The organism is Ruegeria sp. BG6 (assembly GCF_056538465.1).
Genome location: NZ_JBQFTB010000001.1, coordinates 889731 through 915707, shown reverse-complemented (window position 1 = coordinate 915707; position 25977 = coordinate 889731). Strand labels below are relative to the sequence as shown.

Here is a 25977-nt window from a genome sequence, read left to right as displayed (position 1 = left end):
CGCCGGAGGCTCCGACACCTCCACCTGCGAAAGGTCCGCAAAATGAGCACCCGTCTCGCAAAACTCGGCCGACTGATTAACCGGTCGAAACAGGTCACCTTTACTTTCAACGGCACCGCGATGCAGGGCTACGAGGGCGATACGCTTGCCTCGGCCCTTCTGGCCAATGATCAGATGATGATGGGCCGGTCGTTCAAGTATCACCGTCCGCGTGGCGTTGTCGCCAGCGGGGCCGAGGAACCGAACGCTCTGGTCGGTCTCGGGCAGGGCGGCCGCTTCGAGCCGAACCAGCGTGCCACCACGACCGAACTGTTCAACGGCCTGACGGCGATCTCGCAAAACCACTGGCCGAACCTGGACTTCGACATCGGTGCCGTCAACACTCACCTGTCGCGGTTCCTGCCGGCCGGCTTCTACTACAAGATGTTCATCCATCCCAAGCCGTTCTGGAAGCACGTCTACGAACCCTTCATCCGCCAGTCCGCCGGTCTGGGCAAAGCACCGGACAAGGAAACCAAGGACGCGGACACCTATGAACACTTCTACGCCTTCACCGATGTTCTGGTGATCGGCGGCGGTGTGGCTGGTCTTCAGGCCGCCAAAGCTGCGGGGCAATCCGGTGCCAAGGTTCTGCTGATCGAGCAGACTGCACATTGGGGCGGTCGCGCTCCGGTTGATGGCGGAACCGTCAATGGTGAGCCTGTGGATAAGTTCGTGGAACAATTGGTTTCCGAACTCGAAACAATGAGCAACGTCACCATGCGGTCCCGTTGCATGGGCGCAGGGGTTTATGACCATGGGTACGTACTGGGTTACGAGCGTCTGAACGATCACAAACCGGGCACGCAAGGCCCGCGTCATCGCTTGTGGCGGATCCGGGCCAAACAGATCGTGACTGCAACAGGCGCGATCGAGCGTCCGCTGTCCTTTGCCGGAAATGATGTGCCGGGTGTGATGCTGGCTTCGGCCATGCGCGACTATGTGATCAACTGGGGCGTGACCCCCGGGGAACGTGTCATCGTCGCCACCAACAACGACGACGCTTATCGCACGGCGATCCTGATGAAACAGGCGGGCGTTGATGTCCTGCGCGTTGTCGATGCACGTACATCTGCCGGGCCGTTGGCCGAAGAGGCGCGTCAGCTTGGCATCCGTGTCGATCCGGGCAAGGCCATCGCCAAAGTCAAAGGCGGCAAACGTGTCAAGAAAGTTGCGATCTGCAATCAGGAAGGCATCGGGGGCGCTCGCGAAGAAGTTGAATGCGATGCGGTCGCCATGTCGGGGGGCTGGTCTCCGGTGGTTCACATGTGGTCGCATTGTGGGGGCAAGCTGATCTGGGATGAGGCGCAAGCCCATTTCCGTCCCGATCCGGCGCGCCCGCCTTTGGGTGCAAATGGTGAAGGTTTCGTTCTTGCCGCGGGTTCCTCGAACGGTCCGCTGGCGCTGGGCGAAGTGCTGTCCGATGCCCATGCCGCTGGCAAAGCGGCGGCCAAGGCGGCCGGGTTCAAACCGAAGAACACTAAGGCCCCGGCTGGGGAAGCTACCGGCGAAGCGGCGATGGAAGCTGTCTGGCTGATGCCTGCCAATGCCGAAATCCAGCTGCGCATGAAATCCTGGCTCGACTTCCAGAATGACGTCAAAGTTTCCGACGTCCAGCTGGCTGCGCGTGAAGGGTACGAAAGCGTTGAACACACCAAGCGTTACACCACGCTGGGCATGGCGACCGATCAAGGAAAGCTGAGCAATATCAACGGCTTGGCAATCCTGGCTAATGCGCTGGAATCCGAGATTCCGAAGGTGGGCACCACAACCTTCCGCCCGCCCTATACCCCCATTTCGATGGGCGCGATCGGCGGCGAAGCGCGTGGTGAAGTGTTCCAGCCGATCCGCCAAACACCGATGCACAACTGGCATGACAAGAACGGCGCCGACTGGGAGCCGGTCGGCCACTGGCGCCGGACCTACGCCTACGTGCGTCCCGGAGAGTCCGTGCATGACGCGGTCAATCGCGAGGTCAAGAACACCCGCGAAAACCTTGGCCTGCTTGATGCATCGACGCTGGGCAAACTGATTGTCAAAGGCCCGGATGCCGGCAAGTTCCTCGACATGATGTACACCAACATGATGTCCACGCTGAAGGTCGGCAAATGCCGCTATGGCCTGATGTGCTCGGAAAACGGTTTCCTGATCGACGATGGCGTTGTTGCCCGCGTCGACGAGGACACATGGCTGTGCCACACCACCACCGGCGGGGCCGAGCGTATCCATGGGCACATGGAAGAGTGGCTGCAGACCGAATGGTGGGACTGGAAAGTCTTCGTGGCCAACGTGACCGAGCAATACGCGCAGGTCGCCGTGGTCGGCCCCAACGCCCGCAAGGTGCTTGAGAAGCTGGGCGGCATGGACGTCAGCAAAGAAGCGCTGCCTTTCATGGAATGGCGTGATGGCGAGATCGGTGACTTCGATTGCCGCGCCTACCGCATTTCGTTCTCAGGTGAGCTGTCCTATGAAATCGCGGTTCCGGCCTCTCAGGGTCAGGCATTCTGGGACGCGCTGATGGAGGCAGGTAAAGAGTTCGGCGTGATGCCTTACGGCACCGAATGTCTGCACATCCTGCGGGCCGAGAAAGGCTTTATCATGATCGGCGACGAGACCGACGGCACCGTGATCCCACAGGATCTGGGGCTGCACTGGGCGCTGTCGAAAAAGAAAGAGGACTATCTGGGCAAACGCGCCCATTCGCGAAGCCACATGGCCGATCCTGAACGTTGGAAACTGGTCGGGCTTGAGACTGTGGATGGATCGGTTCTGCCGGATGGTGCCTACGCAGTGGGTGAGGGCGTCAACGCCAACGGTCAGCGCAATATGATCGGACGCGTGACCTCGACCTATTACTCGGCCAACCTGGACAAGGGCATCGCCATGGGTCTGATCAAACACGGGCCTGACCGGATGGGTGAGATTGTCGAGTTCCCGGGAACGGATGACAAAGTCTACAAAGCCAAGATCGTGGATCCGATCTTCTACGACAAGGACGGGGAGAAGCAGAATGTCTGAACCCATCAGCGCACTGAATCACGCAAGCTTCGACGGCATTGCCAAGGTCGAGGAATGCGGTCTGCAGGGTATGATCACTCTGCGCGGCGACCTGTCCGACAAGGTGCTTGCCAAGGCGGTCAAAGACGCCACGGGCCAAAAGGTTCCTGGCCAGCGCGAGGCTTTGGTGAACGGCGATACCGGCGTTTGCTGGATGTCGACCGACGAATTGCTGGTGCTGGTGCCCTACGCCGAGGTCGAAGCCAAGCTGGCCGCGATGACCAATGCCCTGAGCGGCACACACGCCCTGGCCGTCAACGTCTCGGATGCCCGCGCAGTGTTCCGCATCTCGGGCGGCAGCGCTCGCGAGGTACTGGGCAAGCTGGCTCCGGTCGAGTTCTCGGAAGAGGCATTCCAGCCCGGCCAAATTCGGCGCTCGCGTCTGGCACAGGTGGCAGGTGCGTTCTGGATGGATGACACCGAAACCTTCCGGGTGGTTTGTTTCCGGTCCGCCGCAGATTATGTGTTCAAACTGCTGAAAGTCGCGGCGCAGCCGGGCAGTGAAGTTGGGGTTTACTGACCTCTGCCTAAGTGCAGTTGAAATAGAAGCCCCGGGTCATCCGGGGCTTTTTTATTTGACCAACGCGCAGTTTCCGGTCCCGTATGGTTTGTTTGATGCACTTACGTTGCCAAAGCTACCGCGGACTTTGATCTTGTTTTTGGCTTGATCGAGGTTTGCCTGATACCGCATGCGCACCGCCTGACCGTCCGAACTCGGCAATGTGACCTTCCAGCTCATCTGGTAAATGTCGTTTCTGCGGGTATTCAGGTTTGCGTCCATCCAGTCGTGGTAGTTACTGACGACCTGCGCTTTGTTGGCTTCTGGATCAATGCGAAAGTAGTATTCCGGTGCGATCCAGCCTTCCCGACCCTTGACCTTGCAATGATATGTCAAATCTTCAGCCGCTGCCGTCTGAGCAGCAAATGCCGCAATGATAATTCCAAATAGTCGTTTCATTTCTTATCTTATTCATCAATGAGTTACTGGCGGAAGGAAACAGGTTTAGCTCGGGGAAACAAGCAGAACCGCGTGTAAAATGAGAAGGTGGATTGTCGCATTCTACCCGTGCAGAACAATCGCGCGATAGCGTGTCAATTCTTCGGGTTTGAGCATTGTCTGAACGTCTGCCGGTTGCCCGCTTTCGTCACAAACATTGGAGTAAAAGGAAAGGCTTTCCAGCAGCTCGGATGTGCGGGTCAGGCGATCTTCGTCGGCCAACAGGGGGGAGTGGAGAGAGAGATACAGTGCAGGCCGTACCTTTTCCAACCATGACAACAGGGTTGGCAGTACGAAGAACTCGGCCCCTTCGATATCCATTTTGACCAGTGACACGCCAGACAGATCATTCACCGCCTCGAACTGATCCCAGGCAATGGTCAGCGCATCGCTGCCATGTGCGCCGTCATGAAGCAATGAACTGGTGGAATCGCCGGGCTCTCCGCGCAGGGATGCCATGCGGGCCACACCGAACTGGTCTGACAGCGCCACACCAAAGGCCGACACGTTGTGGATGTCGTTCAGGTCCAGATTCCACGCCAGATGTCGGTAGGCCGTCGGGTCCGGCTCGAAACACCAGACATGCCGCGCCTTGCGTGCGCCATAAAGGACGGTGGGGCCAATCCACGCACCGATGTCAAGGTAATCGCTGCCCGGCGTCAGGTACTCATCAAGGACGGCGAAGGTCTCGGGTTCCCAGTCACCCGCAGTCGCCTTGCGCCAGAATTTCGAATGATAGGGGTCAAGGCGAAACGGCTCGCCGTTCAGGTTGCCCGCATAGTATCCGCGGGCGCGGTAGAACATCTTGCGCGCCTGTGTCAGCATCGCCTGCCTCCGGGTTTTCTTGTCTCGGCCCTTGACCTGCGGCGGCTGCCAAAGCATTTAACCTTGGGAACCGCAACTTACATTTTAACAGGGGGCCGACATGGCTTTTGAACTTCCTGATCTTCCTTATGCACATGACGCGCTGGCAGCCAAGGGTATGTCCGCGGAAACACTGGAATATCACCACGACCTGCACCACAAGGCCTATGTCGACAACGGCAACAAGCTGATCGCCGGGACAGAGTGGGACGGAAAGTCGCTGGAAGAGATCATCGTTGGCACCTATGACGCAAACGCTGTCGCCCAGAATGGCATCTTCAACAACATCAGCCAGCTGTGGAACCACAACCAGTTCTGGGAAATGATGGGCCCCGGTGGCAACGCCATGCCCGGTGAGCTGGAAAAGGCCCTGACCGAAAGCTTCGGCTCGGTTGACGAATTCAAGTCGCAGTTCAGTGCTGCTGGTGCCGGTCAGTTCGGTTCGGGCTGGGCGTGGCTGGTCAAGAATGCGGACGGCTCGCTGGCCGTGACCAAGACCGAAAACGGTGTGAACCCGCTGTGCCTTAACCAAACCGCACTGCTGGGTTGTGATGTGTGGGAGCACTCCTACTACATCGACTTCCGCAACAAGCGTCCGGCTTACCTTTCGAACTTCCTCGACAATCTGGTGAACTGGGAAAACGTTGCATCGCGGATGTAATCATTGACCCGACGAGGGTTCATACGAGGTCTGCTGGCGGTTACGCTGGCAGGCCTTTTTACTGCGGCTTATGGCTTTTTCATCGAGCCGGCCCTGCGGCTGCGCGTACGTAAATGGCGCCTGAAACGAACCGACTGGACTGCGCCCCCGGTTCGTATTGCGGTTCTGGCCGATCTGCATGTCGGAGAGCCGATGATCGGGCTTGACCGCATTCGCCAGATCGTGCGGCGCACCAACGCACTGGCGCCGGATCTCATATTGCTGCTTGGGGATTACTCGGCAGACCTAAAAACCTTCATGCAGCCGGTCAGGCCGGACGATCTGGCCGACGTTCTTTCTGATCTTGATGCGCCGCACGGGGTGTTTTCGGTGTTGGGCAACCACGATTGGTGGGATGACCGGCAGGCTCAGCAGCGGGGTGGTGGGCCGAATATCCACGCCGAGGCGCTGGGACGCAAAGGCATCCCGGTTCTGTCGAACACTGCGATCAAGCTTGAGGCGTTAGGATTCTGGCTGGCCGGGCTTGAGGATCAGTGGGCTATCCGGCGCAAAGGCGGCGGGTATCAGGGGCTGGATGATCTGCCGGGCACCTTGAGTCAGGTAACGGACGATGCGCCGGTCGTGATGATGGCGCATGAACCGGATATTTTTCCAAAAGTACCAAAGAAAGTTGCGCTTACCCTGTCCGGGCATACTCATGGCGGACAGGTGCGCCTGTTTGGCTGGTCGCCCGTGGTGCCATCCCGCTATGGCAATCGGTACGCCTATGGGCACGTGCAGGAAGATGGGCGGGATCTGGTGGTTTCAGGCGGTATTGGCTGTTCAATCCTGCCCGTTCGGCTGGGGGTCACGCCTGAGATTACAGTGATCGAAATGTCGGCCTGATCCTTTTCTTACCGCTGGTGAAAACCTGCCGATACGTCGACTTTTGCCTTCGCCGGGATTGTATCGTGCCCCGCAGACCTTACGTAAAGTAGGCGGCAGGAGAGAGCTGCAAATCAAATAGACAAGCGACAGTAAGCGCGCCAATCCAGTGTTGGCACGCTTTAAAAGACTTGTGCCCAAAGGGCGGGGGGCGACCTCAACGGCCGATACAGGAGATCACTATGGTCGCAATTGAACAGGGAACATGGGTTATCATCGCAGACGGGGAAAAGGCGCTGGTGATGGAAAACATCACAGACGCCGAAGATCCCAATCTTGTCGTCGTCTCGGTTGAAGAGCAGGACACAGCGGACAACAAACCCAAGGACAGGGCAGGACGCCGGTTCGATTCCGGGCCGAACCAGAAGTCGGCCATGGAAGAGACGAACTGGAAAGCCCACGCCAAATCCTTGTTCGTTCAGGATGTGGCGGATTTGCTGAATCGAAAGGGGCTGAAAGGTGCGTTCAAACGGCTTGTTCTTGTCGCCAGCCCTCATGTTCTGGGCCTGTTGCGCCGACGGCTTCACAGCGAGGTGCTGGCCAAAGTGGTCGCCGAGGTCGACAAGACCCTGACCAACCACCCGTTGCACAAGGTCGAACAGGTTTTGCGTCAGCGCTTGGCAAAGCCTGCGGTTGCCTGACTATTTTTTCCCCGGGAGGCCAAAGGGTCCCCGGGGTTCCGAACATCCTAAGTTAAGTCAGAAGCGAACGCAGGGCCTCAATGGCCCCTGTTGGGGAGTCCACCCAGGTCAGGAACTCGCCTAGCGATGGATCGGCAAATTCCTGATCCATGACCTGCGCGACCAGTTCGCGCAGCTTGTCCCAGTATCCATCAACATTCAGGATCAGGATGGGTTTGTCGTGCAGGCCTAGCTGCCGCCATGTCAGGGCTTCGAACAGTTCGTCCAGCGACCCGGGGCCACCCGGCAGAACGACAACCGCGTCGGCATTCATGATCATGACCTTCTTGCGCTCGTGCATGGTCTCGGTGATCACGAAATGGGTCAGGTCGGTCTTGCCGACCTCGCGCCGGACCAGATGCACCGGGATGACACCGAAAGTTTCCCCTCCGGCGGACTGCGCCGCGCGCGCGACCTTGCCCATCAGCCCGACATCTCCGGCACCATAAACCAGACGCCAGCCTTCATTTGCCAGTAATGTGCCGAACGCTTCGGCGGCTGCGGCATAGGCGGGATTTGTGCCATTGCGTGACCCGCAATACACACAGACTGATTTCTGAGACATCAGATGGGTTCTCCGGGCTTGTGTCTGAGGTTTTGACCCCTGATAGCGGGATTGATAGGTTGCCTCAACCGTCAGGCAGAATGTGTGAAAGTCAAAGCATTTGCGCTGCGGAGTGAAAGGAAAAGAATGGACGCCAAGTCGGGAAGCGGAAGCTCTGGAAACTTCCTCTGGGGATTGATCGCTGGAATTGCAGCTCTGATCGGAGCGGGAGGTTTGTATCTGTCCGGCATTTTTGGCGATGAACAGGACACTCCGGTGCCTCAGCAGACTGAACTCGCTGCCGAAGCGCCACAGGAAGATGTCACCACCGAAGCAGGAGAAACCGCTGAAAAGCCCGCGCAGCCTGCGGAAACGGCGGAGCCTGAGCAGTCTGTAGATCAGGCCGGGCAAGGCGAGAGCCAACCGGAACCGGCGGGCGAGGAAAAGGCCGAGACCGGGGAGGCAGTTGAACCTGCGCCCACGCCGGTCATCGCGCCTGCTCTGGATCAGGTTTTCATAGAAACGGACGGGAACGCCCTGTTGTCCGGCACCGCCGAACCGGGTTCCGAAGTCCGCGTGTTACTGGATGGTGAGCCCGTGCACAGCTTCACGGTCGATGCCAGCGGGCAATTTGCCGAGTTTCTGGTGATCCCGTTCTCCGATATCGCAAGGGGCTTGGTGCTGGAGACATCCGACGGAGACACGGCGTCGCGTTCGGATGATTACCTGATAGCGGCGCTACCGGCGCCCGAGCCGCAACAGACCGAGGTGGCTTCGGCCGAGCCGTCAGAGGAAGCCGGAGTGCAAACGGTTGAGCCCGGTGCATCCGAAGTGGAAGTCACGAAACCCGAACCGACCGAGACCGCAGCAGCGGAAGACACGGGAATAGACCAACAGCCTGTGATTTCGCAAGAGGAGCAGACGGCAGAGGCATCTTCTGAGGATCAGCCTCAGCCCGAATCCGAAACGGCAGATACTGAAACCGCCGAAACCGACACCGCAGAAACTGATCAGGCAGAAACTGAACAGGCAGAAACTGAACCCACCGTATCTGAACCGGCAGCCGAGGCTTCTCAGGATCAGCAGGTCGCCGTATTGCGGTCTGGTGAAGAAGGTGTCGAACTGGTGCAGCCTCCTGCGACGCAAACTCAGCAGCCGGATCAGATTGCTTTGGATACGATTGGCTATTCGGAAACCGGCGAAGTCGAGCTGACAGGGCGTGCGCAGGGCGGATCGGCTGTGCGCCTTTATCTGGACAACCGCCTTGTCGGCGATCTTCCGTCCGCGGAAGACGGAAAATGGCGGGGCGAGATCGAGGGTATCGACCCAGGTATCTATACATTGCGGGTGGATGAGGTAGCCCCGGACGGAACCGTCGTCAGTCGACTGGAAACCCCATTCAAGCGAGAGCCAATCGAGACGCTGCAGGCGGCTGATCAGTTGGATGAAGCGGATGCCGAGAGCCAAACCGCCGCAATCCGGTCGGTCACGGTTCAGAAAGGCGACACACTCTGGGCGATTTCGCGGGAACGTTTTGGTGACGGTATTCTCTACGTCAAACTTTTCGAGGCCAACCGCGACTCGATCCGTGATCCGGACCTGATTTATCCGGGTCAGATCTTTACCATTCCCGAATGACCACCCGGCTCTGGCCCTTTTGGGGGCGGGGGCCTATTTCTGATCTCAGGACAGACACTTGAAGCGACGGACAGCCCCAATGCAATCTGATAACGGGTCAGAACCTGACGAACGGCGCTCTGGCTGGCGCACGATCCGAAAGGTTTCGCCTTACCTGTGGCCCGATGATGAGCCATGGGTTAAGCGCCGCGTTGTTCTGGCGCTGACGATGCTGGTCGTGGCCAAGCTGATCGCGGTATATACGCCGATTCTGTACAAGGGCGCGGTCGATGCGTTGGCGGGCGAAGGTGTGCCGCCCATAGCGCTTGGTGCTGTCGGGCTGACAGTGGCCTATGGCGTCGCGCGGATGATGACCGTTGGCTTCCAGCAATTGCGCGATGCGGCTTTTGCACCGGTTGGACAGCGTGCTTTGCGTGCGCTTGCGCTGGAAACCTTCCAGCACATCCACCAATTGTCCATGCGCTATCACGTGACACGCCGAACAGGCGGCCTGAGCCGGATTATCGAGCGGGGCGTCAAAGGGGTAGAGTTCCTGCTGCGGTTCCTGTTGTTTTCGATTGGGCCGCTGATCCTGGAACTGCTGCTGGTTGCGATCATCCTGATGTGGCTGTTCGACGTGTGGTACCTGGTTGTCGTCGCCGTCACCATCACACTGTACATATGGTTCACGTTCGCGGTGACGGAATGGCGGGTCAAGCTGCGCCGCGAGATGAATGATCAGGACACCGAAGCCAATCAGCGCGCGATCGATAGCCTGCTGAACTTCGAAACCGTCAAGTATTTCAATGCGGAGATGCGCGAATCCGAACGGTATGACGTTTCGATGAAGGCTTATGCAAAGGCCGCGCTCAAGACCGCTTATTCGCTGGCCTTTCTGAATTTTGGACAGTCCTTCCTGATCACCTGCGGGCTGATCGGTGTCATGGTTCTTGCGGCCATCGGCGTGCAGAACGGAGGCCTGACGGTGGGCGATTTCGTGATGGTGAACGCCTACATGATCCAGATCACCGTGCCGCTGAATTTCCTGGGCACGGTCTATCGCGAAATCCGCCAGTCTCTGGTGGATATGGGGCAGATGTTCGATCTGCTCGAACAGCCCGCTGAAGTAACCGACAAGCCTTGTGCACCCAATCTGAAGGTGAATGGCGGCCAGGTAACGCTCGAGGATGTGCGATTCGGGTATGAGGCCGACCGGGAAATCCTCAAAGGGGTATCCCTGACCGTACCGGCAGGGCAGACCGTTGCCATCGTCGGGGCGACTGGGTCCGGCAAGTCGACTATCGGGCGGCTTTTGTTCCGGTTCTACGATGTCACCGGTGGCGCGCTGAAAATCGACGGACAGGATGTCCGCGATGTCAGTCAGACCAGTCTGCACGCGGCCATCGGTGTCGTGCCGCAAGACACCGTGCTGTTCAATGACACGATCCGCTACAATATTGCTTATGGCCGCGAAGGGGCCAGCCAGTCCGACGTGGAAGAGGCCGCGAAAGCTGCTCAGATACACGACTTCATCGCCAGCCTGCCTGACGGCTATGACACAAAGGTTGGCGAGCGGGGGCTGAAACTTTCAGGCGGTGAGAAGCAGCGCGTGGGTATCGCGCGCACCTTGCTGAAGAATCCGCCGATCCTGCTGTTGGATGAGGCGACCTCGGCGCTGGATACCGACACCGAACAGGACATCAAGGACGCCCTAGCGCGGGCGGGAGAGGGGCGCACTGTGTTGACCATCGCCCACCGCCTGAGCACGATTGCCGAGGCCGATCGCATCGTTGTGCTGGAACGGGGCGAGATCCTGGAACAGGGCACGCATGACGAGTTGCTCTCTCGAGCCGGGCGCTATGCTCAGCTATGGAACCGGCAGCAATCGGACACGCAGGCTGCCTGACGCGCGTTGTGTCCGACAGGATGATTTTGTGATAAAACAAGCCTGTTCATACAGGAGATTTCCGATGCGTCGATTTGTTCGAAAAGGCACAATTGCGGGCATACTTGCCGTGGCTATCAACCTTCCCACACTGGCCGCAGCTGATCCGATCGAAGGCGTCTGGAAGACCGAGCCGGATCGAAAGGACCTGATCTCGCACATCAAGATCATGGCGTGTGGCGACAAGTTTTGCGGTCAGATTTTGTCGGCCTATGACAAATCCGGAAATGAGGTGCAGACGCCCAATATCGGGAAGAAACTGTTCTGGGATGTGTCCAGCGAAGGTTCGGGCACATATGGCGGCGGAGAGTTCTGGGTGCCACTGCTGGATGTCGAGGCGGTGCCTCAGATGACGTTGCAGGGCGATACGCTCAAAGTCAAAGGATGTGAACATCACCTCTGCGGCCATCAGACCTGGACGCGATTGCAGAAATGAAAAGGGCCGGTGTTGGCCGGCCCATGATCTTTATTCAGCTGCTTTCAGGGGCGGATTAGGTGGTTGATCCGACGCCTGGTCCGACTTCGCCACGGACAGAGCGTCTGTGACCTCATCGTCCTCCCAGATAACCTCGGTCGCCTGCGCTTTTCTCGCCGCCCGTCCAATGGCCATATCCTGTGCCAGCCGGCTGGCGCGGCCTGCCGAGGCGCGGGCCAGTGCCTTGCCCAGCCAGATTGTGTAGGTCGCCACCCAGACTCGCAACGCCAACAGCGATGGTGTCACGATCAGCGTCAGTACGGTCGCGATACCCAGACCAAAAACGACCGCAGTGGCAAGCTGTTTCCACCACAGGGCGGTGGGGCTGTCGATGGAATAGCCGCCGTTGATGAAGTCCAGCGACAGACCGAACATCATCGGTGTCAGACCCGCCATCGTGGTCAAAGTGGTCAGCAGAACCGGACGAATGCGCGCCTCGGCGGTGCGGACGATGGCCTCGATCCGGGGCATGTAGCGGCTGTATTCCTGATAAGTGTCGATCAGAACGATGTTGTTGTTCACCACGATCCCGGCCAGCGCCACGATGCCCGTCCCGGTCATGATGATCGAGAACGGCTGTTGCATGATCATCATTCCGATCAGCACCCCGGTTGTGGATAGAACAACCGCCAGCAGCACCAGCACCGAGTTGTAGAACGAATTGAACTGCGCCAGCAGGATCACGAACATCAATCCCAGCGCACCCATGAATGCATTCACAAGGAAGGCGCCGGATTCTTCCTGTTCCTCCTGGTCGCCGGTCCATTCCCAGCTGACCGCTTTCGAGAAAGGTCCAGTATCCAACCACTCCGTCAGGACGGCAATCCGTTCATTGGGGTTGATCAGTGAGAACTGCGCGTCGCCATCCTCGATCGCCGACCGGATATCCTCGGCGCTCTGGCTGCCGGTCAGCTCGACAATCTCATACGCCTCACCATCGGGGCTGGTCAGGGTCGCGTCCTTAGGCTCCGCGCCTTCCGCAACCGCCCGGACAACGGCCAGCCTTTGTTCTGTGCCGTCCGCGTCGGTGATAACGACTTTGCTCAGCCCCGGTTCTACGTCCGCTTTGATGTCGTAATACCGCTCCTGATTGATGCGGTTGATCTCGGCCAGTTTTTCAACCGGCTTGCGGGTTACGAAATTCGACAACGGCACCAGACCGTCCGAAGTGCGGACCTTCAGCGAATCCAGCGTGGAAAGAACGCGGTCTTCTTCGGGCAAGCGCACACGAATCTCGACCTCTTCATCGGTATTGTCCGGGCGCATCTCACCCAGCAGGATACCGCGTGTCACCAGTTGCACCATCGCGCCTACAGTCGCCACATCGGCCCCGAACCGGCCCGCCTTGGCCACGTCCACGTCGATCTGCCAGTCAATGCCGGGCAGGGGCAGGGTGTCTTCGATCCGGACCAGACCGGGGGTGGTGTCGAACGCCTCGCGCGCGGACAGGGTTGCTGAGGTCAACTCCTCCCAATTGTTGCCCTTGATGCGCAGATGCACCGGTTTGGCCGAGGCCGGACCCTGATCCAGCGGCTGAAGCTCGACGATGATGCCGGGCAGTTCGGCCAGACTTGCGGTCAGTTCCTCAAGCACCCTATCGCCGTCGTATTTGGGATCGATGAAATGACGGTCAAACAGCCCGCCGAGGATCGGCTCTGACACATTCGGGCGGTCTTCCCACGGGATGATTTCGAACTGCACACGGCCAACGGTGTCGCCGGGGGCCTGCGCGCCACCGGTGTTCTGGTTCAGCCCACCTTCACCGGCAAAGGCGAAGACGTTGATAACAGCCGGGTGCGCGCTGATGGTCTGTTCAGCGGCCAGAACAATTGCGTCTTTTTCCGCCAGAGACAGGTTGCCACGGGCGCGGACATAGGCGGTGGCCTGTTCGGGCTCAGTCTCGACAAAAAACTCGACGCCGCGGTTGTTGTTCGAAAAGGCCGTCATCACAGATACAACGGCAAAGCCGATCACCGAGATCGAGACGATCGGCATGATCGGATTGCCAACGAGGAATTTTACCATATAGCCAAAGACCGTGTGTTCTTTGGCCGTGTGCACGTGGTCGTCTTCGCGGCGTTCGATCTTTGCCGCGCTCAGCGTGACCGACCCTGCAAAGGCACCCGTCAGAAACAGGAACGCGCCGAACAAACTGCCTGCGGTGCCGCCGATTGGAAGCAGATAGGTCGGGTTCAGCACCTGCATCGCACCCAGGAAAATCAGGTAGAGCGATGGCGGCACCAATACGGCGCGTACCCACCAGCGGGTTCGCGCGCGCAGCCAGTTCGACGTGCGGTCAAAAGTCCGGCTCAACCGGCCCGAAACACCGCCCATCACGGGCAGATAGATCAGCGCCACAATCAGAGAGGATGACAGAACGAAGATCAACGTGATCGGCAGCATCTTCATGAACTCGCCCGGAACGCCGGGCCAGAACAGCATGGGCAGAAACGCACAAAGCGTGGTCGCCGTCGATGATACGATGGGCCAGAACATCCGCTGTGCCGCCTCGACATAGGCGTGCATCGGGCCGACGCCTTCCTTGATGCGCTTGTCGGCGTATTCGACCACCACGATGGCCCCGTCGACCAGCATCCCGACCGCAAGGATCAGGCCGAACATCACCATGTTCGAAATGCTGACGCCCATCATGGCCAGGAAGGCGAAGCACAGCAGGAACGAGGTCGGAATCGCAAAACCCACCAGCAGCGCCGCACGAGTGCCCAGCGACGCCAGCACAACGATCATCACCAGCGCAACGGCCGTCAGGACGGAACCTTCAAGCTGGCTTACCATCGAGCCGACGATACGGCTCTGGTCATTCGACGTACCGACGTCGACTGCTGCCGCCAGTTCCGGTGGCCAGATCTTCTGAGCCTCGGCAACGACCTTTTTGACCTCGTTGACCGTGTCGATGACGTTAAAGCCTTTGCGCTTGACCACCTGCAAGGCAACGGTGGACTCGCCATCGAACCGGGCAGTGCCTTCACGGTCTTCAAAGGTGTAATTGATCTGCGCCAGTTCGCCCAACGTGACAACGCGGTCGCCATTGACCTTGACCGGCAGCCCGTAAACATCCTGCGCCGTCTTGAAGGACGAAGGGATTTTGACCGAGAATGTGCCTTGCGCCGTCTCGACCTCACCAGCAGCGATCAACTGGTTGTTGTTCTGCACGACGTTGATCAGTTCAGCAGCGGTGACGTTATAGGCCTCAAGACGTAGCGGGTCGATCACCACTTCAAGAAGTTCGTCCCGATTGCCGGCAATCCCGGCTTCCAGAACGGAATCCAGTGCTTCAAGATCGTCCTGCAGGTCTTTGGCAACACGGGCCATTGTGCGTTCGGGAACCGCGCCGGTCAGGTTGACGATGACGATTGGAAATTCGGAGAAGTTGATCTCGTTCAGCGAATACTGCTCGGCACCTTCAGGGAAATCTGCCTGCGCGCTGTTCATCGCGTCGCGGACATCGGCGGTGATCGCGGTCTTGTCCCAGCCGAAGTCGAATTCAAGTGCAATCCCGGCATAGCCTTCTGCGGCGGTGGCGGTCATTTCCTTCAGACCGTCCAGATCCGCCAGTTCGGTTTCCATGGGCTTGATCAGCAGGTTTTCGGAATCTTCGGCCGAAATGCCGGGAAACGAAACCGAGACGAACAGGGCCGGGATTTCGATATCCGGCTCGCCTTCTTTTGGCAGGCTGACATAAGCAAACCCGCCAACCATCAACGAGATCGCGATGAAGGCCAGGACCATTCGGGCCCTGTCGGCGGCCCAACTGACAATACCCGTCATTGCGACAATTCCCGGTAGGTCGGCGCGACACTGACGCCTTTGGTCACGAATTCCTGCCCAACGACAATGATATCCACCGCTTCAGGCAATCCGTCGATCCAGACACCGCTTGCGGTGTCACGCAGCAGATGAACAGGCATGAAGTCGACTACATTGCCCGCTGCAATTGTGCGAACCCCCAATTGGCCTTCATTGTTCAGCGTCAATGCGGATTGCGGCAGCAGGTGCGCCTTGGCGCCTTCGGCTGCGATGCGAATGTCAGCGGTCTGGCCGTCGCGGATGGCCAGTTCCGAGTTCGGAACGGTGATCTCAACCTCGAAGGTCCGGGTGGTTTCATCGGCGGAACGGCTGAGGAATGTCACACGGCCCGTAACCTCAAGACCGGTCACCAGTTTGGCCGAAGCCTCGGATCCCACAATGATCCGGTTCACTTCGGTCTCGGGAACAAAACCCACCAGCTTGATCGGATTCAGCTGAATGACAGTTGCACAAAGCGATCCGGGCTGCATCAGGCTGCCCAATTCCGCAGTGTCGCTTTCCAGCAGGCCACGGAACGGCGCTTCGATGGTAAGGCGGTCAATCTCGCGCTGGGCCGCTTTCACCTCGGCTGCGGCAGCTTCGATACCGGCGCGAGTGGCCTCCAGACCCGCTTCGGCCGATTTGACACCTGCTTCAGCAGTGCTCATGGCCGCTTCGCTGGAAATCCGGCGTGTTTCCGACCCAAAACCCGTTTCAGACAGCTTACGCGCCGCTTTCAGATTGATCTCGGCCTCGGCCACACGCGCGTGCGCTTCAGCAAGCCGGGCTTCGGCTTCGGGGATGCGGCTTTCGGCCTCAAGCTTGCCCGCCATCGCTTCGGCCAGGCTGGCCGGGCGGGTGCCAGGGTCGAGTTCGCACAAAAGATCTCCGGCCTCGACAAAAGTGCCCTTGCGCTTGGGTTCTGACACAACGGTCGATATCGTTTCGGCCAGCACTTCGACCTGACGGTTCGCCTTGGTCTGGCCACGCAAAAGTACTGCGCTGTCGATCTCGCGCGCCGATGACCGCAAGGCTACGACCTTGATCGCATCCGGATTTTGGGCAGCTTCCGCGCCCTCACCACCTTCAGCGGCTTGTGCTTCCGTTACGTCATCTTTTCCAGCAAAGGCGAACAGGGCGTCCCTTTCGAACACCAAAAAGTATAATGCAACAATTACCAAAAGCGCGTTTGCGAATGAAATCAATCGCATGCAGAAATTCTCCTAGGATTCATTGCCAGATTTTCACTGGCGCTTATGCCTCAAAATGGGGTCCGGCATAGGCCATTTCCATACTGAACTGAATAGTTCGGTTTAGTTTTTTTCGCAAGGGCGCACTAAGCCGGTGAAAATGTGCGAAATCGGACCCTTGGCTTGGACGTGGTGCCGGGGTATGACATGGCGCTAATATGACAGGACACTAAGCCTGGGGGCAGGGATGAGCGACGTCGACAGTTTCATTGATGAGGTGACAGAAGAGGTGCGCCGCGACCGGCTGTATCTGCTTTTGCGCCGCTGGGGCTGGGTGGGCATTGCAGCGGTGGTACTTATCGTGGGCGGGGCCGCTTTCAACGAATATCGCAAAGCCAGCATTACAAGTCAGGCTCAGGCGCTGGGCGATGAAATTCTTGCGGCGCTGTCGCAAGATGATTCCGCCGAACGTGCCGCCGGTCTAAGCGGGATACAAACGCAATCGCCGGGTGGGGACGCAGTTCTGAAAATGCTGCTGTCCGCATCTCAGAACGAGGCCGGTTCGGCGCAGGATGCCGTGACCAGCCTGAACGCGGTTGCGACGCAAGCTGATCTGCCCGAAATCTATCGCGCCATCGCGAGCTTCAAGGCGTTGCTGTTGCAAAGTGAAACCCTTTCTGCGGATGAGCGTCGCCTGCAATTCGAGGCACTGGCCGCACCCGGTGCGCCGCTCCGCCTGTTGGCAGAAGAACAGCTTGCGCTGATTGATGTCGCCGAGGGCAACACCGCCGCCGCGATCGATCGTCTGCAAGCATTGCGGCAGGATGCCGAAGTTGGTGTCGATCTGCAGCAGCGTGCGACCCAGCTGATCGTGGCGTTGGGGGGCGAACCGGAACAACTGGTCGCCCAGCAAGGCTGATTGAGACAGCGAAACAAGAATGACGACAGGCGAGTTCGGAACATCATGGTAACGAGACTATTCCCCCGCATTGGACTGCCATTGGCGGCGATTGCCCTGACGACGCTTGCGGCCTGTCAGGAACCCGAAGTCATTCTGCCCGGTGAGCGCGAAGACATCCGTCCTGCGTCCGATACCGAAACTGTTGAAACCCGTGGGTCCAAACCAATCAGCCTGCCGGGGCAGACATCGAACGCCAATTGGGCGCAAAGTCCGGGCACAGCCGCTTTCCGAACCACAAACGCTGCACTCAGCACAGCGCCGCAACGTATCTGGTCCACTTCGATTGGCGAAGGCGATTCCCGTAAGAAACGGATTACAGCGGAACCGGTTGTTGCAGGCGGGCTGATTTATACCCTTGATTCCGGAGCCACAGTGTCGGCCGTTACGCCTCAGGGGCAGGTCGCCTGGAGCACCAACCTTATCCCCCCAAGCGATGGTGATTCCGACGCGACAGGTGGCGGAATGGCCTATGCCGACGGGGTTTTGTACGTTTCATCCGGGTTTGGTCGCCTCACGGCGCTGGATGCCAAGACCGGCGCGCAACGCTGGCAGAAGCGGCTGAACGCAACCGGCAGCGGTGCGCCGCTGGTCAAAGACGGGTTGCTTTACGTCGTCGCCGGGGATGAGACTGGCTGGGCTGTGAATACCAAGGATGGCCGTATTGCCTGGCAGGTCGAAGGAACACCCAGCGTTGGGAACGTGCTTGGGGCACCGTCGCCTGCGCTGACTTCGGACCTCGCGGTCTTTGCTTTCGGATCCGGTGATATTGTCGCGACGTTCCGCAGGGGCGGCATCCGCCGCTGGAACGCTTCGGTCGCGGGCGGACGTCGTGGTCGCGCGGCGGCCCGGATCGTTGATGTCACCGGGGGGCCAATGGTAACCGGGGACACAATCTACATTGGCAACCACTCGGGCCGTACCGTGGCGCTGGAAGGCGGGTCCGGAGAACGTAAATGGACCGCCAACGAAGGTGCGGTTGATACGGTCTGGCCGGTCGGAAACAGCGTCTTCCTGATCAGCGACCGCAGCCAGTTGGTGCGACTGAACGCAACAGACGGATCGGTGATCTGGGCGCAGGACCTGCCCGGGTTTGTCAAGGACAAGCCCGGACGGCGCGGGGCGATCTTTGCGCATTATGGTCCGATCCTTGCTGGCGGGCGCATCGTTGTGGCCTCGAATGACGGGTACGTGCGCTTTTACAGCCCGGTTGACGGAACCCTGGTTCACCGGATCGAAGTCCCCGCCGGGGCGACCGCGTCGCCCGTTGTTGCGGGGCGCACATTGTATATCGTGTCCACCAAAGGTGCACTGCACGCTTTCCGTTGACAGCAAGATGCGCTAAAGGGCGCATCTTGAGTCTTGAAAGTTGAGTATCATGTCACTGACCCTCGCTATCGTCGGGCGCCCGAATGTGGGCAAATCCACACTGTTCAACCGCCTTGTGGGCAAGCGCCTGGCCCTGGTCGACGATCAGCCCGGCGTGACACGTGACCTGCGCGAAGGCGAAGGGCGGCTTGGCGATCTGCGATTCACCGTGATCGATACGGCGGGTCTTGAGGATGCAACGGATGATAGTCTGCAGGGGCGGATGCGCCGCCTGACCGAGCGCGCGGTGGATATGGCCGATGTCTGCCTGTTCATGATCGATGCGCGTGTGGGGCTGACCCCCACGGACGAGATGTTCGCGGAAATCCTGCGCAAACGATCCAAACATGTGATCCTTGCGGCCAACAAGGCCGAAGGAAATGCGGCGGATGCTGGCGTGCTTGAGGCTTATAATCTGGGTTTGGGAGAGCCCGTGCGCCTGTCGGGCGAGCATGGCGAAGGAATGACCGACCTTTACGCCCACCTCATGCCTCTGGCGGACGCGATGGCAGAACAACAGGCCGATGAGACGCCTGTGACAGATGTGGAACTGGACGAAGAGGGCGAAGGCGAAGCGCGCCTGATCACCGATGCGAAACCGCTTCAGGTCGCTGTCGTTGGTCGTCCAAACGCCGGAAAATCCACCCTGATCAACAAGATTATGGGCGAAGATCGTCTGCTGACCGGTCCCGAAGCCGGGATTACCCGCGATGCCATCAGCTTGCGGATCGACTGGGCCGATCCCGATGGCAACAGCACGCCGATGCGGATTTTCGACACCGCCGGTATGCGCAAGAAGGCCAAGGTGCAGGAGAAGCTGGAAAAGCTGTCCGTCTCGGACGGGCTGCGCGCGGTCAAGTTTGCCGAGGTCGTGGTGGTTCTGCTGGACGCGGCCATACCGTTTGAACAACAAGACCTGCGCATCGCCGATCTGGCCGAACGCGAGGGCCGTGCCGTGGTCGTCGCGGTTAATAAATGGGACGTCGAAGAGGACAAGCAGGAAAAACTGCGCGATCTGAAAGAATCCTTTGAACGGCTGTTGCCTCAGTTGCGTGGTGCCCCGCTGATCACCGTTTCAGCGAAAACGGGCAGGGGGCTTGAGCGTCTTCGTGCCGCCATCCTGCGTGCCCACGACGTCTGGAATCGCCGTGTGCCGACCGCAGCCCTGAACCGCTGGCTAGCAGCCATGCTGGAACAGCACCCGCCGCCAGCACCGCAGGGACGCCGGATCAAGCTGCGCTATATGACCCAGGCCAAGACCCGCCCGCCTGGGTTCGTGGTCATGTGCTCGCACCCGGACAAGATGCCGGACAGTTATTCGCGGTATCTGGTGAACGGGTTGCGTGAGGATTTCGACATGCCTGGCACACCAATCCGGCTGACCCTGCGTGGTCAAGGGGACAAGAACCCGTACAAGGGGCGGCGCAAGAAAAACGCCGGGGCCCTGGCAAAGCACCTGAAGGGGCGCGGCTGATCTTTGGGTCAGGTCCGGCTGACGCAGCCGGACCCGATCATGGATTTTGATAGGTGCCCGGTTCCAAAGACTCGGTACGCTTCGGCCGGTTCATGAAAACTGCGAAGTACGCGGCCCCAATTCCGGTCAATCGCGAACATGAGTCAATAAAGATAAAAATATCGCGATATTTGTACGTACTGGCGCCGTCAGTTTTAATCTTGAGAATGCGAGACAAAGGTGCCGTGGGGTTATTCTCGGCGCCGGTGACGGAACAGCTTGGCAAAGACTTGAGCGGATTTCCCCGATCACTTGGACAACGTCTGAAAGAAAATGCTATCTATGCCTTTGTTGGAGCATAACAATTACCCGCGCCGGTCTTGCTTTGAGACTATTCGTGTATAATCTGACGATGAACGTTCACACCGGCCAGCAGAGGAAAGTGGGACGGTTATGGATCTCAGGGAATATACCCGCCGATATGCGGTTCAGGACAATCGGCTTGCCAGCCTGAGCTATTTTGGGACTTTTGCGGTGTATTTCACATCGCTGGCTTTGGCGATCATCTTCGTGGACCGGTGGTATGTCATGGTCCCGGCCGGCATTGTTTTCGCATTTTCGGCAGTGCGCCTTTACGTGTTGCAGCACGATTGTGGCCATCATTCCCTGTTTGAGACGCGTCACCAGAACGAATGGGCGGGGCATGGCTTGTCACCCTTCACCTTTGCACCTTTCGAGGTGATGAAGCAGAACCACAATCTGCACCACGCCGGTATCGGCAATCTGGAACATCGTGAGACCGGTGAAATTCACACCATGACGCTGCGCGAATGGCAGCGCGCAGACTGGAAATCCCGTCTGTTCTACAGGCTTTATCGCAATCCGTTCATCCTCGTGCCGGTTGGTGCGCTGTTCACCTACTTCATTCGCTATCGCTGGCCCAAGAACACCGTGCGATTTGGGGCAGGTGGGGTGCTGTTGCACAATCTGTCGATCATCGTGTTTCTGGGTTTGCTTTATTATGTGGCCGGGACAACGGGGATTCTGGTCTGGTTGGTTTTTTCGTTGTTGGGCGGAATGCTGGGGGTGTTTCTTGTGTACCTTCAGCATAACTTTGAAGACACATACTGGGACCGCCGTCCGGATCTGGACCCACAGGTTGCCGCTTTGCAGGGTTCTTCAGCGCTGGACTTCGGCTGGTGGTTCGACAATGCGGTCGCCTGCATCACGCTGCATGATATCCACCATTTCAACGCGCGCATCCCGTCCTATCGACTGCGCGCCTGCCACTATAACCTGCCGCCTGAATTCACCCCGCGGCGGATCAAGTTTCGCGAGGCGGTGGCAGCACTGAACCTGAAGCTCTGGGATGAGGATGCCAAACGCCTTGTTCCGTTCCCCAGGAATGCCTCGACAGGCGATCTGGCTCATAGCGGCTGACATCTGGCGGTAAGCCCAACTGTCAGGGGGTTGGGCTGATGTACATCCGACGTATATATGTATTCGAGTGACGAATTGGAAAGGACCAGTAATGACCGCAGTGACCAACATAAAAGGTGTGGGCCAGGCGCTTGCAAAATCGTTGAGCGACAATGGTTTCAAAACTGCGGAAGCCATCGCCAAGGCAAACGCCGCTGATCTGGTCAAAATCCCGCGCATTGGTGCATCACGTGCGCAAAGGCTGATCGCAGCCGCCAAGGAAGCTGTTGCCAAGCCAACTGGGACCAAGCCGGCGTCCCGGCGCGCACCGGCCCGAAAACCTGCCACCCGCAAAACCGTAGCCGCCGCTGCCGCTGAAAAGCGGGCAAAAGAAGAGGCGCGCAAGGCGGCCGAAGAAAAAGCTGCGAAGGAACAGGCAGCAGCCAAAGCCCAGAAAAAGGCCAAAGCCAAGGCCAAAGCCGAAAAAGCCGCCAAGAAGCGGCGCGAGATGGAGGCGGCCTTTTCCGAGGCGAAAGATAAAGTGAAAGCCAAGTCCAAAAAGGCCAAACAGAAGGCCAAGTCCAAAAAGGACAAGGCAAAGAAAGACGTCGCCAAGAAGTCGGGCAAAGACGCTGCCAAGAAGTCCGGCAAAAAAGAGGAAAAAAAGAAGAAGGACAAAAAAAAGGCGAAGAAGTAATCCCTCTTCGCCTCGACTTGTTTCGCAAACCGGCTCCGTATCAGACGGTTGCCGGTTTTTTGTTTCAGGACAGTGTGCCGTCCGTCTGCAAAGTCAGCTTGCCGCCCAGGTACGGGGCCAGGACGTCCGGAAGGGTGACGGTTCCGTCTTCATTCTGCCCGTTTTCCAGGACGGCAATCAGGCAGCGCCCAACCGCAAGACCAGAGCCGTTCAGAGTGTGAACATATTCCGGCTTGCCGCCGCCTTCGGGGCGGAAACGCGCGTTCATGCGGCGGGCCTGAAATGCCCCTGTTGTCGAAACCGAGCTGATCTCGCGGTAAGCATCCTGTCCGGGTAGCCACGCCTCGATGTCGTAGGTCCGTCGCGCGCCGAAGCCCATGTCACCCGTGCACAGAACCACGGTGCGATAGGGGATGCCCAATTGCTCCAGCAAATCCTCGGCGCAACGCAGCATACGCTTTTGCTCGTCATCCGAGTTGTCGGGATGAGTGATCGAGACCATCTCGACCTTTTCGAACTGGTGCTGGCGCAGCATGCCTGCCGTGTCCTTGCCTGCGCTTCCGGCTTCGGAACGGAAACAGGCGGTGTGCGCGGTCATGCGGATGGGCAGGGCGCTTTCTTCCAGAATGTCACCGGCGACGGAATAGGTCAGCGTGACCTCGGATGTTGGAATAAGCCACCAACCATTGGTGGTCTGATAGCTGTCCTCGCCGAATTTGGGCAGTTTGTCGGTGCCATACATCGCCTCGTCCCTCACCAGAACGGGCGTCTGCATTTCCGTCAGGCCATTCTTGTCGATATGCGTGTCCAGCATGAACTGGGCCAGTGCGCGATGAATGCGGGCGACGCCTTTCGACAGGTTCACGAACCGGCTACCGCTGGTCTTGGCGGCGGTTTCAAAGTCCATCGCCGCGGCAACAGCAGGGATTTCGTAGTGCTCCCTGGGTTCGAATGCGAAATTACGCGGAGCACCCCATCGATTGACCTCGACATTTTCGTTTTCATCCGCGCCTTGCGGCACGTCGTCGGCAGGGACGTTGGCAATGCGCGCCAACTGGTCGGTCAGCAGGGCGTCCAGATCCTTGGCCTCGGTCTGCATCCGGGCGATCTCGGCCTTTTTCTCGGCCACCAGCGCGCGCAGACGCTCGAACTCGGCTTCGTCACCGCGCGCCTTGGCGGCGCCGACTTCTTTGCTGGCCTTGTTCTGCTCGGCCTGAGCGGTCTCGGCGGCAAGTATCTTGGCGCGGCGGCTTTCATCCAGCCTTAACAGGTCCGACGACACCGGCGCGTCCCCACGGCGCGCAAGGGCGGCGTCGAAGGCGGCTGGGTTTTCGCGAATGGCGCGGATGTCGTGCATTGTTCAGATCCTTGAATACGTGAATCACTGGAACCGCTTATGCACTATCTCGCGGGGAGGGTGTAGCCGGGACAAGACGCCCGGACTATTTCTCTTCCTCTTCGGTGACTTCATGCGCCAGATGGCCGTCCCAAGCCTCGGCAGGGATCTTGGGTTCGGGTGGATCGGCCATGTAAGACGGTGTCATGATCTGAACACTGTTTTCGTTGAAAACGGCCACGATATTGCGATGCAGATCCGAGCGGATTTTCGGGATGATGCTGCCGCGTGTGGTGTAACCGTTGATCTGGTAGTTGATCGCGTAATCGGCGAGCGCGGTCCACAGCACAAAGGGGACGGGCTTGGACTTGATCCCTTTGGTACGGTTGGCAGCCTCGATCAGCATCGCCTCGACCTTTTCGGGCGGCTCTTCATAGCCGATGCCGACAATGGTGTGCAACAACAGGCCGCTACCATCTGTTTGCTTGGAAAAGTTCACCACATCCGAGTTCATCAGTTGCGCGTTCGGGATCGAGATCAGCTCATTCTTGATGGACTTCAGATGCGTCTCCATCAACTTGATCTGCACCACGTCACCGATATGGTCACCAATCTGAATGCGATCCCCGATCGAAGTTGAACGCCTATAAATCACAAACAGGCCAGCAAGCATGTTCGACACGACCGAGTTCGCACCCAGCGACAGCATGGCGCCGACCAGAATGGTCAGCCCCTGAAACGCGGCCGAATCCGAGCCCGGAATGTAGGGCACCGCAAAGACCAGCGCGATCAGGATCACGATGACACGGGCAATGTTGAATGTCGGATTCACCCAGTGCTTTTCGAAATCGCCCATTTCGAAGGACCCGGCCTCGACCGCATCAAAGAACACCCTCATGCCGCGGATGATGTAGACGGTGATCCAGGCGATCAGGCCCAGCATGATCAGATTCGGGATATAGCTGAGGATGCCCTTGAAGATCAGCAGGACAGGTTCCGTCAGATAGGTCAGCAGCAGTTGCGCGAAATACCGGGTTTCGGCAAAGGCCAGAAGGACAAAGGACAGGTAGTAGTAAAAGCCCAGAAAGAAGATAACCAGCAGGATGAAATTCAGGCCGTATCGGATCAGGGCTGCAATCGCTTCGGCCTGAACGCTTTTGGCGGTCGCTGTTTCGACGTCCTTGAGATAGCGTTTTACCAGCTTCAGGGTGCGTCGCCGAATGCGCCGGTGAAGCCACATGATAATGATGACAAACAATGCAAAGCCGACAGTCCAGGCTAATGCCTCGATCGCGCCTGACACACGCGCCTGGTCAGTCCGGTTCGCACGGTAGTCGACAATCGCCTCTTCTATCGCGTCGCCATGCAGAAGGCTGAGTACGTCCAGTTCCATCTGGTCCAGTTCCGCATCGGCGACGGTTACGATCGAAACTCTGACTCCATCAGCGAAAATGCGTGTACCGAGATCGGTTTTTTCGAAAGTAATGTCGACTTCGGGGTCTTCCGAAGATTCGGCGACTTCGACAATAATCTTCTGAACCTGCTCGGCCCGTTCCGATGCCGGCAATGCGCTGGAGCCGCGCAGGAAGAACAGTGTTTCGCCGTCGACAACCACCGGGGCCTTGAAAACATCCGTTTCATCGGTCTCGGGGGCCAGAATTTCGGGGGGTGCTTCCTGTGTCTGTCCGGCAGTGGACATGGCAAAAGCCAGCAGGGCTGCGATCAGCAAAACTTTTAATGCTTGCAGGTGTTTATATAGCTGATTCATTGTGACCCCCAAGGCCTGACTATACCCCGCCTGACCGTCGTTCCTAGGGTATATCTGCAACGCTTGGAAACATCTTTCGACACGGTGACACAATCAGGACGGGTTACACCGCCGCCTTTGCTTGCAAACGGACACCTCAAAGCATAGGTTCCCGCCAAATTTGCGGAGCTTGTCCGCG

The 25977-nt window shown here is 58.6% G+C and carries 20 protein-coding genes; 13 read left to right on the top strand and 7 right to left on the bottom strand.

All coding sequences use genetic code 11. The features are described from left to right. Nucleotides 1–42: 42 nt before the first annotated feature. Both ACR0JW_RS04550 and ACR0JW_RS04545 read left to right on the top strand, forming a co-directional pair. Complete coding sequence (locus ACR0JW_RS04550; protein WP_170676332.1) at nucleotides 43–3057, top strand: sarcosine oxidase subunit alpha family protein; 3015 nt, start codon at nucleotides 43–45, stop codon at nucleotides 3055–3057. Then, nucleotides 3050–3616, top strand: coding sequence for a sarcosine oxidase subunit gamma (locus ACR0JW_RS04545; RefSeq protein ID WP_170610149.1), 567 nt, complete (start codon nucleotides 3050–3052; stop codon nucleotides 3614–3616). The genes ACR0JW_RS04550 and ACR0JW_RS04545 overlap by 8 nt, the downstream gene beginning before the upstream one ends. Before the next feature lie 51 nt (nucleotides 3617–3667). Here the strand turns inward: ACR0JW_RS04545 and ACR0JW_RS04540 are convergent, their stop codons facing one another. Both ACR0JW_RS04540 and ACR0JW_RS04535 read right to left on the bottom strand, forming a co-directional pair. Continuing rightward, the gene (locus ACR0JW_RS04540; RefSeq protein ID WP_170676334.1) at nucleotides 3668–4054 is read right to left on the bottom strand and encodes a hypothetical protein; all 387 of its coding nucleotides are present in this window, start codon (nucleotides 4052–4054) and stop codon (nucleotides 3668–3670) included. A 102-nt stretch (nucleotides 4055–4156) separates the two neighbouring features. Next, on the bottom strand, nucleotides 4157–4918 hold the full coding sequence (locus tag ACR0JW_RS04535; protein ID WP_170676336.1) for an FkbM family methyltransferase: 762 nt from the start codon (nucleotides 4916–4918) through the stop codon (nucleotides 4157–4159). A 100-nt stretch (nucleotides 4919–5018) separates the two neighbouring features. Between ACR0JW_RS04535 and ACR0JW_RS04530 the strand changes: the two genes are divergently transcribed. From ACR0JW_RS04530 to ACR0JW_RS04520, 3 genes are all read left to right on the top strand, one after another. After that, nucleotides 5019–5618: a superoxide dismutase gene (locus ACR0JW_RS04530; RefSeq protein WP_170676338.1), complete on the top strand. Its 600-nt coding sequence runs from the start codon at nucleotides 5019–5021 to the stop codon at nucleotides 5616–5618. Nucleotides 5619–5621: 3 nt separating this feature from the next. Continuing rightward, nucleotides 5622–6503: a metallophosphoesterase gene (locus ACR0JW_RS04525; protein ID WP_170824618.1), complete on the top strand. Its 882-nt coding sequence runs from the start codon at nucleotides 5622–5624 to the stop codon at nucleotides 6501–6503. Between the two features lie 221 nt (nucleotides 6504–6724). Continuing rightward, the gene (locus tag ACR0JW_RS04520; protein ID WP_170676343.1) at nucleotides 6725–7183 is read left to right on the top strand and encodes a baeRF12 domain-containing protein; all 459 of its coding nucleotides are present in this window, start codon (nucleotides 6725–6727) and stop codon (nucleotides 7181–7183) included. Between the two features lie 52 nt (nucleotides 7184–7235). Here ACR0JW_RS04520 and ACR0JW_RS04515 read toward each other — a convergent pair whose 3' ends face one another. Continuing rightward, complete coding sequence (locus tag ACR0JW_RS04515) at nucleotides 7236–7787, bottom strand: TIGR00730 family Rossman fold protein (protein WP_170676345.1); 552 nt, start codon at nucleotides 7785–7787, stop codon at nucleotides 7236–7238. Between the two features lie 126 nt (nucleotides 7788–7913). Between ACR0JW_RS04515 and ACR0JW_RS04510 the strand changes: the two genes are divergently transcribed. The 3 genes from ACR0JW_RS04510 (at nucleotide 7914) to ACR0JW_RS04500 (ending at nucleotide 11764) form a co-directional block, all read left to right on the top strand. Next, complete coding sequence (locus tag ACR0JW_RS04510; protein WP_170676347.1) at nucleotides 7914–9404, top strand: LysM peptidoglycan-binding domain-containing protein; 1491 nt, start codon at nucleotides 7914–7916, stop codon at nucleotides 9402–9404. Between the two features lie 79 nt (nucleotides 9405–9483). Next, nucleotides 9484–11289 carry an ABCB family ABC transporter ATP-binding protein/permease gene (locus ACR0JW_RS04505; protein ID WP_170676349.1) on the top strand — a complete coding sequence of 602 codons (1806 nt, stop codon included), beginning with the start codon at nucleotides 9484–9486 and terminating at the stop codon, nucleotides 11287–11289. 64 nt (nucleotides 11290–11353) lie between these two features. Next, on the top strand, nucleotides 11354–11764 hold the full coding sequence (locus tag ACR0JW_RS04500) for a DUF2147 domain-containing protein (protein WP_480713615.1): 411 nt from the start codon (nucleotides 11354–11356) through the stop codon (nucleotides 11762–11764). A gap of 30 nt (nucleotides 11765–11794) precedes the next feature. Here ACR0JW_RS04500 and ACR0JW_RS04495 read toward each other — a convergent pair whose 3' ends face one another. Both ACR0JW_RS04495 and ACR0JW_RS04490 read right to left on the bottom strand, forming a co-directional pair. After that, nucleotides 11795–15592 carry an efflux RND transporter permease subunit gene (locus ACR0JW_RS04495; protein WP_480713614.1) on the bottom strand — a complete coding sequence of 1266 codons (3798 nt, stop codon included), beginning with the start codon at nucleotides 15590–15592 and terminating at the stop codon, nucleotides 11795–11797. Further along, complete coding sequence (locus tag ACR0JW_RS04490; protein ID WP_170676355.1) at nucleotides 15589–16821, bottom strand: efflux RND transporter periplasmic adaptor subunit; 1233 nt, start codon at nucleotides 16819–16821, stop codon at nucleotides 15589–15591. The genes ACR0JW_RS04495 and ACR0JW_RS04490 overlap by 4 nt, the downstream gene beginning before the upstream one ends. 226 nt (nucleotides 16822–17047) lie before the next feature. Between ACR0JW_RS04490 and ACR0JW_RS04485 the strand changes: the two genes are divergently transcribed. The 5 genes from ACR0JW_RS04485 (at nucleotide 17048) to ACR0JW_RS04465 (ending at nucleotide 22695) form a co-directional block, all read left to right on the top strand. Beyond that, nucleotides 17048–17719: a hypothetical protein gene (locus ACR0JW_RS04485; RefSeq protein ID WP_170805450.1), complete on the top strand. Its 672-nt coding sequence runs from the start codon at nucleotides 17048–17050 to the stop codon at nucleotides 17717–17719. A 45-nt stretch (nucleotides 17720–17764) separates the two neighbouring features. Then, nucleotides 17765–19087 carry a PQQ-like beta-propeller repeat protein gene (locus ACR0JW_RS04480; RefSeq protein WP_480713613.1) on the top strand — a complete coding sequence of 441 codons (1323 nt, stop codon included), beginning with the start codon at nucleotides 17765–17767 and terminating at the stop codon, nucleotides 19085–19087. 49 nt (nucleotides 19088–19136) lie between these two features. Next, nucleotides 19137–20600, top strand: coding sequence for a ribosome biogenesis GTPase Der (gene der, locus ACR0JW_RS04475; RefSeq protein WP_170676357.1), 1464 nt, complete (start codon nucleotides 19137–19139; stop codon nucleotides 20598–20600). 432 nt (nucleotides 20601–21032) lie between these two features. Continuing rightward, entirely contained in the window at nucleotides 21033–22019 is a 987-nt protein-coding gene (locus ACR0JW_RS04470) for a fatty acid desaturase (RefSeq protein ID WP_480713612.1), read from the top strand. Between the two features lie 91 nt (nucleotides 22020–22110). Further along, on the top strand, nucleotides 22111–22695 hold the full coding sequence (locus ACR0JW_RS04465; RefSeq protein ID WP_170676361.1) for a helix-hairpin-helix domain-containing protein: 585 nt from the start codon (nucleotides 22111–22113) through the stop codon (nucleotides 22693–22695). 64 nt (nucleotides 22696–22759) lie between these two features. On the opposite strand, the gene serS is transcribed toward ACR0JW_RS04465, so the two are convergent. Further along, nucleotides 22760–24052, bottom strand: a complete 1293-nt coding sequence (gene serS, locus ACR0JW_RS04460; protein WP_170676363.1) for a serine--tRNA ligase — start codon at nucleotides 24050–24052, stop codon at nucleotides 22760–22762. 85 nt (nucleotides 24053–24137) lie between these two features. Continuing rightward, a complete protein-coding gene (locus ACR0JW_RS04455; RefSeq protein ID WP_170676365.1) occupies nucleotides 24138–25799 on the bottom strand; it encodes a mechanosensitive ion channel domain-containing protein in 1662 nt (553 codons plus the stop codon). Nucleotides 25800–25977: the final 178 nt, after the last annotated feature.